Origin of the sequence: Allofournierella sp. CML151 (genome assembly GCF_027853465.1) — a bacterium.
Lineage (GTDB): Bacteria > Bacillota > Clostridia > Oscillospirales > Ruminococcaceae > Allofournierella.
The window spans coordinates 20,402-33,958 of sequence record NZ_JAPNNW010000029.1; the positions used below are offsets into that span (position 1 = coordinate 20,402).

Annotated in this window: 10 protein-coding genes and 1 pseudogene; 10 read left to right on the plus strand and 1 reads right to left on the minus strand. The window is 47.6% G+C overall.

Annotated elements, in window-relative coordinates; genetic code table 11:
• Positions 1 to 129 precede the first annotated feature (129 nt).
• The 10 genes from PH256_RS14550 to PH256_RS14595 all read left to right on the plus strand — a co-directional run bounded on the left by PH256_RS14550 (position 130) and on the right by PH256_RS14595 (position 13,202).
• A complete protein-coding gene (locus tag PH256_RS14550; protein ID WP_087185167.1) occupies positions 130 to 897 on the plus strand; it encodes a DUF4422 domain-containing protein in 768 nt (255 codons plus the stop codon).
• A 65-nt stretch (positions 898 to 962) separates the two neighbouring features.
• Positions 963 to 2,069 (plus strand): UDP-galactopyranose mutase, encoded by a 1,107-nt coding sequence (gene glf, locus PH256_RS14555; RefSeq protein WP_270914741.1) that lies wholly within the window; start codon positions 963 to 965, stop codon positions 2,067 to 2,069.
• A 15-nt stretch (positions 2,070 to 2,084) separates the two neighbouring features.
• Positions 2,085 to 2,981, plus strand: coding sequence for a glycosyltransferase family 2 protein (locus PH256_RS14560; protein WP_270914742.1), 897 nt, complete (start codon positions 2,085 to 2,087; stop codon positions 2,979 to 2,981).
• A 14-nt stretch (positions 2,982 to 2,995) separates the two neighbouring features.
• Positions 2,996 to 3,910, plus strand: coding sequence for a glycosyltransferase family 2 protein (locus PH256_RS14565; protein WP_270914743.1), 915 nt, complete (start codon positions 2,996 to 2,998; stop codon positions 3,908 to 3,910).
• Between the two features lie 64 nt (positions 3,911 to 3,974).
• Positions 3,975 to 6,233, plus strand: coding sequence for a GH25 family lysozyme (locus tag PH256_RS14570; RefSeq protein ID WP_270914744.1), 2,259 nt, complete (start codon positions 3,975 to 3,977; stop codon positions 6,231 to 6,233).
• A gap of 14 nt (positions 6,234 to 6,247) precedes the next feature.
• Positions 6,248 to 7,273 carry an acyltransferase family protein gene (locus tag PH256_RS14575; RefSeq protein ID WP_270914745.1) on the plus strand — a complete coding sequence of 342 codons (1,026 nt, stop codon included), beginning with the start codon at positions 6,248 to 6,250 and terminating at the stop codon, positions 7,271 to 7,273.
• On the plus strand, positions 7,274 to 8,071 hold the full coding sequence (locus PH256_RS14580) for an ABC transporter permease (protein WP_270914746.1): 798 nt from the start codon (positions 7,274 to 7,276) through the stop codon (positions 8,069 to 8,071).
• Positions 8,072 to 8,085: 14 nt separating this feature from the next.
• Entirely contained in the window at positions 8,086 to 8,826 is a 741-nt protein-coding gene (locus PH256_RS14585; RefSeq protein WP_087184766.1) for an ABC transporter ATP-binding protein, read from the plus strand.
• Between the two features lie 36 nt (positions 8,827 to 8,862).
• Positions 8,863 to 10,728 (plus strand): DUF4422 domain-containing protein, encoded by a 1,866-nt coding sequence (locus PH256_RS14590; protein WP_270914747.1) that lies wholly within the window; start codon positions 8,863 to 8,865, stop codon positions 10,726 to 10,728.
• Between the two features lie 20 nt (positions 10,729 to 10,748).
• Positions 10,749 to 13,202 (plus strand): glycosyltransferase, encoded by a 2,454-nt coding sequence (locus tag PH256_RS14595; RefSeq protein ID WP_270914748.1) that lies wholly within the window; start codon positions 10,749 to 10,751, stop codon positions 13,200 to 13,202.
• Here PH256_RS14595 and PH256_RS14600 read toward each other — a convergent pair.
• Positions 13,201 to 13,496 (minus strand): annotated as a pseudogene (locus PH256_RS14600) (transposase); the annotation flags it as partial. The gene PH256_RS14595 and the pseudogene PH256_RS14600 sit on opposite strands and share 2 nt — an antisense overlap.
• Between the last annotated feature and the right edge of the window lie 61 nt (positions 13,497 to 13,557).

The following is a 13,557-nucleotide window of genomic DNA, read 5'->3' on the forward strand; positions in this document are numbered from 1 at the left end:
GTGTGACCAATTTCCGGTCAACTCCAAAAAACGAGGCAGACGGTCTTGCACAGTGATACTTGCTGTGGGAGGAAACCGGTACTGCTGGTGTGTGCTCTGGCAATTCCACATAGGTGAGGAGAGAATCCGTTGGATATCAAGATTCTGATCGCAACCCATAAAAACAGCAGAGTGCCGGATGGCTCACCCTATTATCCGATCCAGGTGGGGGCTGCGCTTCACGAGCCTCTCTCCATCCCGGGCGTTCTGCGGGATGATCAGGGCGATTCCATTTCCCGGAAAAATCCCAACTACTGCGAGCTGACTGCTCTGTACTGGGCTTGGAAAAACCTTCCTGCCGGGTATCTGGGCATCGTTCATTACCGGCGCTATTTCGCCGGAGCAAGGCGGGAGGGGGATAAATGGTCCAGAATCGCTGCGCAAAACGATTTTGAGCAGATGTTGGGGGCCTGTCCGGTAATCCTCCCGAAAAAGCGCCGGTATTGGATCGAAACGACTTACAGCCAATATGTGCACGCCCATCACGCGCAGGATCTGGACAAGACCCGTGAGATTCTGGCCCGGAAGTATCCAGAGTATCTGCCTGCATTCGACCAGGTGATGAAGAGCACCAGTGGCCATCGGTTTAATATGTTTGTCATGCGTCGGGATCTGCTGGACGGCTACTGCAGCTGGTTGTTCGACGTGCTGTTCACACTGGAGGCAGAGCTGGACATCAGCGATTACAGCCCAAACGATGCTCGGGTGTTCGGCTTCGTGAGTGAACGACTGCTGGATGTTTGGGTGAAAACCAATCACATTGCGTATAAAGAAATGCCTTATCTTTTTATGGAAAAGCAAAACTGGCTGAAAAAGGGCGGGGCGTTTCTGAAAAGAAAATTTATCGGCAAATCGTAAGTTTCAGGGGGATTTCCTGATGAAATATGACGCTTGATTCGTCAAAGAGATAAAGGAGTAAAAATATGGAAAAACGGTATGATTATCTGATCGTCGGCGCAGGTCTGTACGGCGCGGTATTTGCTCAGGAGCTGACCAAGGCGGGCAAGAGCTGCCTGGTAATTGATAAGCGGGACCACATTGCGGGTAATATCTACACCCATGAGGTGGAGGGGATCCAGGTGCACCAGTATGGCGCACATATCTTCCACACCAACAATAAGGAAGTGTGGGACTACCTGGGCCAGTTTGCCACCTTCAACCGCTATACCAACAGCCCCATCGCAAACTACAAGGGCGAGATTTACAACATGCCCTTCAATATGAACACCTTTAATAAGATGTGGGGCGTGATCACCCCTGCCGAAGCTGCCGCCAAGATCGAGGAGCAGCGCAAGGCCAGCTACACCGAGAACCCCAAGAATCTGGAGGAGCAGGCCATCAATCTGGTGGGTGTAGATATCTATGAGAAGCTGATCAAGGGCTATACCGAGAAGCAGTGGGGCCGTCCCTGCACCGAGCTGCCCGCTTTCATCATTAAGCGTCTGCCCGTGCGTCTCACCTATGACAATAACTACTTTAATGCTCTGTATCAGGGCATCCCCGTGGGTGGCTATACTGCCATGGTTGCGAAGATGCTGGAGGGCGTGGAGGTACGCCTGGGCCAGGATTACCTGGCGGATAAGGCAAGCTGGGACGCCATGGCCGATAAGGTGGTTTACACCGGCCCCATCGACGCCTACTTTGCCTACAAGCTGGGTGTTCTGGAGTATCGTAGCGTGCGCTTCGAGACCGAGGTGCTGGACGAGGCCAACTATCAGGGCAACGCGGTGGTGAACTACACCGACGCCGAGACTCCCTACACCCGCGTGATCGAGCACAAGCACTTTGAGTTCGGCACCCAGGAGAAGACGGTCATTAGCCGGGAATACAGCGCCGAGTGGAAGCTGGGCGATGAGCCTTACTACCCGGTGAACGACGAGAAGAACGGTGCCCTGTATGCGAAGTACAAGGAGTTGGCTGCCGGCGAGAAGAACGTGATTTTCGGCGGACGTCTGGGCGAGTATCAGTATTATGATATGGACAAGGTCGTGGAGGTCGCGTTGGCTAAGGTGCGCGCCGAGCTGGCCTGAGAAAAGGAAGAACCAATGGAACGAATCGCGGCTGTGGTAGTCACATACAACCGAAAAGAGCTGCTCCTGCAGTGTATACAACATCTGCTGGACCAGCAGGAGGCGGTGTGCGACGTGCTGGTGGTGGACAATGCCAGCACGGATGGGACTGCACAGGCTCTGAAACAGATGCCCTCGCCCCGGCTGTTTTACCGGAATACCGGCGAAAACCTGGGTGGAGCCGGCGGGTTTCATTTCGGCATGCGCTGGGCTGTGGAAGAAGGCTATGACTATGTGTGGATCATGGACGACGACAGCCTGCCGCAGCCACGGGCGCTTGCAGAGCTGTGGGCAGCGCATGAGCAGTTGAACGGGGAATACGGCTGGCTTTCCAGCCGGTGCCTCTGGACGGACGGCGAACTGTGCCCCATGAACGTGCAGCGGGTTACTCCCTATAAGGACCTGGCTGAACCGGTGCAGAAGCTTGCACCGGTTCAGATGGCCAGTTTTGTGTCGCTGTTTCTGAAGGCCTCGGTGATTGAGCAAATGGGTCTGCCGCTGCGGCAGTTTTTCATCTGGACCGATGACTGGGAATACACCCGACGCATCTCCCGTGTGCTGCCCTGCTATGCAGTGTGGGGCAGCACGGTGGTCCATGCAATGAAAAGCAAAACCATTGTGAACATTGCCACCGATGTGCCGGAGCGGATGTTCCGTTACCGGTATTTCTATCGGAACGACGTGTATCTGTACCGGAGGGAAGGCTTGAAGGGCTGGCTGTGGCTGCTGGCAAAGGATGCCTGGCACAGCGTTCAGGTGCTGCAGAAAAGCAGCGGTAAGCTTGGAAAATTGAAAATCATCTGGGGCGGATTTTGCAAAGGCATTTCTTTTACGCCTCAGATCGAATTCTGCAAAAGCACAAAAAGGAAATGATGGGATCAGTCACGATGGAACGAATTGCAGCCGTGGTGGTAACCTACAACCGAAAGGATCTGCTGCAGCAGTGTTTGAAAAGCATTCTGGCTCAAGAGCAGGTTGTCTGCGATGTGCTGGTAGTGGATAATGCCAGCACAGACGGAACACAACAGGCGATGGAGCAATGGGCAGAACCTCGTGTGCGTTACCGCAATACAGGGCAAAATCTGGGCGGAGCCGGTGGCTTCAATTTTGGTATGCGGTGGGCTGTGGAAGCGGGCTATGATTATGTGTGGATCATGGACGACGACACGATTCCTCAGCCGGATGCATTGAAGCAACTGTGGAGCGCCCACGAAATGCTGCAGGGGAATTACGGCTTTTTGTCCAGTGTAGTCCTGTGGAAGGACGGCAAGGAATGCCGTATGAACCGGCAAAAGATCAAAAAGAGCTTTTATGAGCATGTGGAGCTGCTCCGGCACGGAATCATTCAGATCGAACAGGCAACCTTTGTATCACTGTTCTTCCCGGCGGACGTGATTTGCCGGGCGGGATTGCCCATCAAGGAGTTTTTTATCTGGGGCGATGATCTGGAATATACCAGGCGGATCAGCTGCCGTATGGGGCTGGATTGCTACGCGGTTGGCCAAAGCATTGTGACGCATATGATGCAGAGCAACAACGGGGCAAGCCTTTCCACGGATGTTCCGGAACGGATCGAGAGATATCGCTATGCTTATCGAAACGAAAATTATACCTACCGGAAGGAAGGTATCAAAGGTATGCTGTATTACCTTGCCCGCAGTGGACGTGAGCTGCTGCGAATCCTGCTTCACTCGCCCGACCATAAGGCGAAAAGAAGCATGGTTCTGATCGGAAGCGTATTCGGGGGATTTGCATTTTGTCCCGGGATTGAATCGATCTCAAGACCGACCGTGAAACAATAAACCATGAATTCAAAGGTGAATCACGGTAAGAAAACAGGGAGATAAGAAAACAATGCAACAGGGAATGAAGAAAGGCTTGGCAGCGGTATTGAGCGTAGTGCTCACTGCGTCGCTGCTGCTGAATTGTTTTTCAATTGGTGTTTTTGCGCAGGATGATTCCCGCGCGCTTGCGGAGCAGATCGTTGCGCAGCTGGAGCAGGAAGGCGTGCCTGCGGAGTCGCCGAAGGAGAGCGCGGAAACAGAGCCGGAAAACACCCCGGTTGTGAGTGCTGCGCCCACGCAGGAGCCGGTGGCTACTGAGGAGCCCCAGATCACTGCGACCCCGGAGCCGACTGTTGTGCCGGAAGTGACTGCAACACCGGAACCGACCGCAGCTCCGGAGGCCACTGCAACCCCGAAGCCGACCGCGACTCCGGAGGCCACTGCAACACCAGAGCCGACCGTGATCCCGGAAATGACTGCAACACCGGAACCGACCGCAACGCCAGAGCCGACTGCAACCATTGTGCCGGATCGGATGTCGCGTCAGGTAACCGAAGGAGAGCTGAAGCAGCAGATTGAAGATTTGCTGGAACAGAGCTACTCTCTGACAGAAATGACAGAGGAGGAACTGGAAGAAAGCCTGAAAGAGATCGACGCCATTGCGGCTATGCCGATGGAAATGGCGGAGGATGGTCAGGCCGACCCCGAGTTGCAGGATATGATGACCCAGCTGGCTGATGCGCAGGCAGCTATGGAAGATATGCGCATGGCCTGGCAGGCAAAGCGGGAAGGGTGGCTGGATCAACTGCCGCAGACCGGCAAGGAAAACAGCTGGCGATATCAGAATGGTACGCCAATGGATGCGCAAGTGAACACACTGGGGCTTGATTTGCCGGATGGTGTGAGCACATTTTCCAGCGGCGGTTACTGGGGCATTGACGTGAGCCATCATCAGGGTGTGATTAACTGGGAGGCTGTAAAGGCTGCCGGGATCGATTTTGCCATCATTCGCTGCGGTTACGGTATGGACCTGACAGAACAGGACGACAAGCAATGGTCCCGCAATGTGTCGGAATGTGAGCGGCTGGGCATTCCCTATGGCGTATATTTTTATTCCTACGCGATGACAGCAGATATGGCCGTGGAAGAGGGTGCTCATGCGGTTCGCCTGTTGCAGGGACATAATCCGGACCTTCCGGTGTTCTATGACCTGGAAGAAAACCGCCAATTGGTGCTGGGCACCAGCGGCTTGGCGGAAATTTCCCGTATTTTCTGTGATATTGTAGGCTCCAAAGGCTATGAGGTGGGCGTATATGCCAGCCTGAACTGGTGGCAGTACTATCTGACCGATGCGGTATTTGAAAACTGGTACCGCTGGGTAGCGGAATGGCGCTCTTCCTGTAGTTACAATGGCCGCTATGAGATGTGGCAGTATACGAGTAAAGGTTCGATCAACGGCATCAGCGGAAATGTTGATATGAACTACTGGTATGGGCCTTTGGGAGAAAACGAAAAGGATTATGAGGCGGTATACAACTACCAATATTATATCTCTCATAATCCGGATCTAAGCGGCTATACGAGAGAGCAGGCTTTCCGACACTTTGTTGAGTACGGTATGGCAGAAGGGCGACAGGGAAATGCTGAGTTTAATGTCTGCAATTATCGAGCCCGTTATGCAGATTTGTTTGACTGGCTGGGAAATGACCTGAAGCAGTATTATCTTCACTACAAGGATTATGGCAAAGCAGAAGGCCGCGATGCGCAGACCTACTGCCGTCTGACCAGATACGAAGGGCAGGATTATTCGACGGTCTATAATTACGATTATTATACAAACTATAATTTAGACCTGTACGGATGGAGCGATTACGACGCAATTAAGCATTTCGTGGAGCATGGCATGGCAGAAGGCCGGCAGGGAAATGCTGAGTTTAATGTCTGCAATTATCGAGCCCGTTATGCAGATTTGTTTGACTGGCTGGGAAATGACCTGAAGCAATATTATCTCCACTACAAGGATTATGGCAAGGCAGAAGGCCGTGATGCACAGACCTACTGCCGTCTGACCAGATACGAAGGGCAGGATTATTCGGCGGTCTATAATTACGATTATTATACAAACTATAATTTAGACCTGTACGGATGGAGCGATTACGACGCAATTAAGCATTTTGTGGAGTATGGTATGGCGGAAGGACGACAAGCCATTTCGGAATTTAATGTGTTTGCATATCGAAATCGTTATGAAGACTTGTCCAACTGGCTGCAGGATAACTTGAAAGGTTACTTCATGCATTATTTGTATTATGGCAAAGAGGAAGGCCGTATTGGCGTTTAAAGGAGAAGAAAATTGTGGAGGCCAAGAAGATAAGGTGCAAAACCCTGGACTGGTTGAGGATTATATGCGCTTTTTTAATTGCATATGACCATTTGGGACCGGCTAGAAATGAAGCGTGGATTGTAAGCCAACAGATTTCGTTTTGGATTACAGAACCTTTGAAGATTATTCAGTATTTTGGTGCTTTTGGAGTAAGCTGTTTTTTGCTCATTAGTGGATTTTGTGCAAATCAAAAAAGTAATGGGATTTTTTGTGAAATAAAGAAAAAATTTGTTCGCTTAATTGTTCCTATGTGGAGTGCCATGCTTTTGTTCTATATTTTTCAGGCAGCAATAACATTCTTGACAGGTATAGAAAATTGGTGGTCAGCTTTTTCAGTAAAACAATGGATTGAGAGTGCAATTCTGATTTGTCATCTAAAAGGGATAGGGGATCCAGTTAATGGTGTTCTCTGGTATATGGTTCCTCTTTTGATATTTGTGCTTTTGTGGATTGTACTGAAAAATACGATTGCGAAAATTTCGATGATAGCATCGATTTTAATTTATGATGCAGTTATTTTAGCGGCTGTGCTAAATGGTTTTGCAATGTCAGCAGTTCTCCCGTTTGCATTCATGCCAGTATTTGGTTTGATTGGTGCCTTGTTTATAAATGGAAAAATCAAAACCTGTCAAGGAATTATAGCTGCTTTTGTGACTTATACGGCAATGATTTTTTCCTTTTGGAAGGCGGCGAATGGATACTACGCAGATCAGCCGTACATCGTGTCTTTTGCATATGCTTTCCTGCTGTTTGTAATCGCAATTTTAATAGATGAAAAGATACCACCAGTTACAGGAATATGGAAATGGCTGTCTCAAATTAGTTATTCTTTTTATCTGCTTCATTCTATGGCGGGTGGATGGATTATGTCGATATTGGAAAGAGTTGGAGTTCCATACACATTCTGTTTTATAGCAGGAATAATATTTTCGGTTTTGTTTTCTGGAATAAACTGGATTGTTTTTGAAAATAGGATGAAAGTATTAAGGAGGCAATGAATGAAAGCAATCAGTAATAGTCGTGCGGTACAGCATTTGTTAAGATATCGTCCTTTGTTACGAGAATTAGTCGTCCGTGACCTAAAGGTGAAGTACCGCCGCAGCTTTTTGGGTTATTTGTGGAGCCTTCTCAACCCCTTGATGATGATGGCCGTTATGTCGGTGGTTTTCTCGTTTATGTTCCGTTCGAATATCGAGAATTTTCCGCTTTATCTGATTTGTGGCAATACGCTGTGGGCTTTTTTCAGTGAAAGCACAACAATGGCCATGAATTCGGTTATCAATAACGGGGCGCTGATTAAAAAAGTGTATATCCCCAAATTTATTTTTCCGGTTTCACGGGTGCTTTCCAGTTTTGTAACAATGAGTTTCAGCCTGGTGGCGATTTTAATTGTTATGCTCGTAACCCGTACACCTTTCCGGCTGCCGATTCTGCTGTTCCCGATCCCGATGGTTCTGCTGCTGGTATTTTGCATTGGAATTGGTATGGTTTTGTCCGCTCTGGCAGTTTATTTCCGGGATATCATGCACCTGTATAGCGTTATTACCATGGCGTGGATGTATGCAACTCCGATTTTCTATCCGCTCGACCCGGAAGTTCTCCCGCAGCAGCTGATCAATTTGATTAAGCTGAATCCCATGTATCATTACATCAATTTCTTCCGTCAGATCGTGCTGTACGGAAGCGTTCCTGGGATCAATACCTGGTTTGCCTGTGCTGCAAGTGCATTGGTTTCTCTGCTGATCGGCCTTGCGATCTTCAGAAAAATGCAGAAAAACTTCATTCTGTATCTGTAAAGGAGATGAAAGCGATGGCAGATAAAATTATCACAGTAAACAATGTGTCCATGCGATTTAACCTTGCAGAGGAAAAAACGGATACGTTGAAAGAGTATTTTCTGAAGATGCTCACTGGAAAACTGCATTTCAATGAGTTTCTGGCATTAAAAAATGTTTCCTTTTCCATTGAGAAAGGTGAGTCGGTGGCGCTAATCGGCTCCAACGGAAGTGGTAAAAGCACCATGCTGAAAATCCTTGCAGGTGTATTGTATCCGTCGGAGGGAAATGTCCAGATCAACGGCAGCATTGCTCCGCTTATTGAGCTGGGCGCAGGCTTTGATATGGATCTCACGGCCCGTGAAAATATCTACCTGAACGGTGCAGTTCTGGGGTACGATCATGATTTTATGGAGCAGAATTTCAGAGAAATCATGGATTTTTCGGAACTGTGGGATTTTGTGGACGTTCCGGTGAAGAACTATTCCTCCGGTATGGTGGCGCGTCTGGGATTTGCCATTGCCACAATCGTAAAAGCAGACATTCTGGTTGTGGATGAGATTCTTGCGGTCGGCGATTTTAAATTCCAGGAAAAGTGTAAGGCTCGCATGGAAAAGATGATGGGCGAAGGCACTACTCTGCTTTTTGTGAGTCATAGCGAAGAACAGGTAAAAGAGCTGTGTAACCGTGCGATCTGGCTGGATCATGGCAAACTGATGGCAGATGGTCCCACGGAGCAGGTCTATCAGCAGTATGCAGAAAAAATGAATGGATAAAGACGAAAGACGTTAAAAAATAAGGATGGTGTGACCATGGCATCGAATATTAAAATTCTGATTTCCTGCCATAAGGATACGGCGTATTTGAAAAGCGACATTTGGCAGCCTATTCAGTTGGGTTGTGATAGTACAGAGAAAAGACTGCCGGGCATGCTCTACGATAATTCGGGAGAAAACATTTCGAGCAAAAACCCGATGTATTGTGAGTTGACCGCACAGTATTGGGCATGGAAGAATCTGGAGGCGGATTATTATGGCTTCTGCCATTACCGTCGCTATTTCAGTTTTTCTGACCAGCAGTATTTTGAAGATGCCTATGGAAATATCATTGAACCGTATTTCGATGATGACCTGATCGAGAAATACGATTGGGCCGACGAAAAAGTTCGGAATCTGGTGGAAAAATACGATGTCATCACCACTGTGCGAAAGGATCTTCGGCAGATGCCCGGGCGGTTCAGTTCGGTGATGGATCATTACCAGCGCGCCCCGCTTCTCCATGGGGAGGATTTGCAGACGGTGCTGGATATTATTGATGAAAAATATCCGGAATACAGCAAGGTTGCCCATGAACACTGCAATGGCCATACTACCAGTTTTTGCAATATGTATATTTTGAAGAAGGAAATCTTCTTCGATTACTGCCAGTGGATGTTCGGTGTGCTGGAAGAATTCTGCAAACGAGTGGATATGAGCCACTATACCACGGAAGCACTGCGCACTCCGGGGCATCTCTCTGAGCGTTTGTTTGGAATTTATTACTTAAAATTGATGGAGAAAAACCCTGAGCTGCGGGTGAAAGAATTGCAGTGTGTTTTTCTTGAAAAAACGGATAAGCAGTCGCTTCTGGCACCTGCTTTCCAGGAAAACAGCGTGCCGGTAGTGTTTGCGGCGAATGACAGATTTGTCCCCATGTTTGCGGCCTGCCTGCGTTCGGTGCTGGATCATATTTCCGATCAGTACAACTATGATCTGGTACTGCTGCAGTCGGATGTGAGCGATGAGAACAAAGCGGAGCTGCTCGGAATGGTTGCAGGATATAAAAATGTTTCCCTGCGATTCTTTGATGCGGCGCGCATGGTGAAAAACTATAAACTGAAGGCAAATGCGCATATCAGTGTGGAGACATTCTATCGCTTCCTGATTCAGGCGGCCATGCCGGATTACGATAAAATCCTGTATCTTGATTGTGACCTGATTGCCAATGCGGACGTGGCAGAGCTGTATCAGACGGATGTGGAGGGGTATATGCTTGCCGCTGCACGCGATCCGGACTTTTTGGGTCAGATCAATGGGGCAAACCTTGGCACCAAGCTGTATTGTGAGCAGGAGTTCAAGATGAAGGACCCCTACAATTATTTTCAGGCTGGTGTTCTGCTGTTTAATGAGAAAGAGATGCGTAAGGCATACTCGTTGGACGAGTGGCTGATGTTTGCTTCTCATCCGTACAAATACAGTGACCAGGATGTGCTGAACCTTTACTGTGAAGGAAAAGTAAAGTATCTGGATATGGCATGGAATATGATTACAGACTGCGACCACACCCGTGTGAGCCAGGTAATCGTCCATGCGCCGGCGTCGGTTCAAGCAGAGTATAGAAAAGCACATGCCAATCCGAAATTAATCCACTATGCTGGTTTTATGAAACCCTGGCACCGTCCTACCGAAGATTATGCCAGAAAGTTCTGGGATGCATCTCGCAGAACCCCCTATTACGAGGAACTGCTGTTCCGTATGTCGGATGGAATTGCCTACTGGGCGGTATATGAAAACAATAAGCGTTTTGGTGTGAAGCGCATAAAGGAACTGGCAAAAAAGGTTATAAAAAAAGTGGGAAACAAATTGTTCCCTAAAGGAACGGCTCGCCGGGAAAAATTGAAGGTTTGGCTTAAGCGGTAAAAAAGCATTGGAGGAAGAACATGAATACGCCACATATTTCGGTGATTGTTGCTGTGTATAACGTTCAAAAAACATTGCGGCAATGTCTTGAAAGTCTGGTCAACCAAACTTTAAAAGAAATAGAAATTATTTGTGTGAATGACGGTTCTACAGATTTGTCCAATGAAATAATAGCGGAATATGCGGAGAAGGATTGTCGCGTAAAGATGATCGATTTGGGCAGAAACTGTGGTACCAGTGTTGCCCGCAAACAGGGAGTAATGGCAGCCTCAGGAAAATACATAATGTTTTGCGATAGCGACGATGAGTATTATCCGAATGCTTGCGAGGTAGTGTGGCGTGAAATGGAGAAAGACCCGGTGGATATTCTCCATTTCGCAAGTAAAATCTGCGCGTTCCCAAATGCAAAGGTTGATTTGAAAGGCTTAAAGAAAGTATTACAGCCAGTGCTGCAAAAGGTAGAGGGAGATTTGTGTAAAAAGTGCCTGCAGGAAGAAAAGTGGGGGTTCACTCTTTGGAATAAGGCATATAATGCAGAAATATGTAAAAAAGCATTTGGTCATGTATGCAATGAGTATATTGTTGTTTCGGAAGATTTGTACGTAACGTTTCTAATCCTGTATTTTAGCAAGACGTATCGTGGAATCTCCAGTAGATTATATTTGTATAGAGCAGGCGAAGGGATTACCGTATGGAATTCACAAGTTGATTTCGAAAAATTCAAAAAGCTTTGTACAGAGACCAAATTGATTCCATGTATTAAGCAGTTTTTGGATAGCGTGAATGCTGAAAAAAAGTATTACACCGTTTACAAAAAGCTTTGCAATAGAATCCTTGAAAACAGAATTTATCAGTGGATGCATATTCTTTCAGCAGAGGATTCCTGGAAAGGCTATCAGCTATTAACGGAAGAGTTAACCGTACCGGCTGTTGTAGGAGAACTTGAGCGAGTATCCTGTGGAAAATTTGATGAAGTTGTAAAACGGTTAACGGCTAATAATGCCATGGTGCGCGGCGGAAGGCCCGTAAAACGTATTGGAGCATATTATCATCGCATCAGAAACGGCGGGGCAGAAAAAATAACCACGGAATTGTTGTTTATCTGGAAACAACTTGGCTATGAAGTATCGCTGATTACAGATGAACCGGAAGCAGCGGATGATTATCCTGTACCGGAAGGCACCAAAAGAATTGTGATCCGTGATTTTCGCAAAAGCTTTAATGGAACGTTTGCGAAACGTGCGAAAGAATGGAAATATATTATTGAGAAAAATAATCTGGACACAATCGTATATCATGATGCAACATCGCCGACCTTGCTGTGGGATTTGTGCTCAGTGAAAGGAGAGCAGTGCAACTTCTTTGTGGTTGCACACTCGATGTTTGCGGGTATTACATGGTATGATCCTGAACGAGCTACGCTTATGCCGGATGTTTATAAAATGGTTGATGGTGTAGCTGTCCTTTCTGATACAGATGCAAAGTTCTGGAGCAATTATTGTCCTGCATATTACATTCCCAATCCTATTTCACTGACAGCACCGGAGACCGTATCCACACTTAAGTCAAAGAATATACTCTGGGTAGGAAGATTGTCTCCGGAAAAACAGCCGGAAGATATGATCAAAATCTTCTCCTTGGTAAAACGACAGGTTCCTGACGCTACGCTGACCATGTTAGGTAGTGCAGATATTGATTGGATGGAAGACAATCTGCAGCAAATGGTTGACGATATGCGCTTGAGTGATAGTGTGGAGTTTGTTGATTTCACATTGGATGTTGAGCGATATTATCAGGAAGCCGCGGTGTTTGCGTTTACATCTAAATGCGAGAGTTTCTCCATGGTTTTGGCGGAAAGTAAGAATTATGGATTGCCGATTGTAATGTATTCGTTGCCAAATCTGGAACTGATTAAAGACGGAAAAGGCGTCTACGAAATTTCTCAGAATAATGTTGTAAAGTTTTCCAATACACTTATTTCTCTTTTGCAAGATGAAGTGCTTCGACGTGAAGAGGGTGCCAAATCGAGAGAGAGTATTGAAGAGTTTGTGAAAAACGATATTTGTGAGCGATGGGGAGAAGTTTTCCAAAAACTTTCCGTGCCTTTGCAGTATGGCGATCAGTCTATGACATTGGTTCTGGATTTGCTCCTTTCCGGCTTACATGAGGGAATTTTGAAGCTTAGGGGGCAACAGTTCTATAGTTCTGCCGGAATTGCTGTTCACGGAGAGGCATGTGGTCGTCATGAAGAGGTGCTCAACCGTCATGAAGAGGTTGTGAACCGGCACGAAGAAGTAGTGAACCGCCACGAAGAAGTGGTGAATCGCCACGAGGAAGTGGTGAACCGTCATGAGGATGCCATCAATCATCAGTGGGGAATCCAAAAGTGGCATGAGGACCGGATTTCCGCATTGGAGCAGCGGACATTTAAAGGCATGCTGAAGAAAGTATTCCGGAAACTCTTTAAAAAATAAGGTGCATCTCAATGAGAGCCTCTTCTACACTGCTCTCCCACCGGCAGTACCGTTCAATAATAGCAGTCTCATGAGTTTTGGTTAAGGGTGACGTCTCCCGGAAGTGGTGGTGAGATTGCGGCTAGAGTGCCCGCTGCAATAGCCTTGGCGCTGCCCATTGCGTTCGTATTGGATAGCCTGGGGTAAAAGTTCCTTCGTCTCAGCTTCTGGCAGTTCATTGAGGGCTTCTTCTACGCTACCGCGCACCAGTTCCTTGCGTTCACTTTTGATTACGGCCTCGTTTAGTTGTACAATTTTTCAGACATGGTTTGCTGTCTTCTTTCGAATGGTGTGTTGCAACTTCACTCTCCCAAAG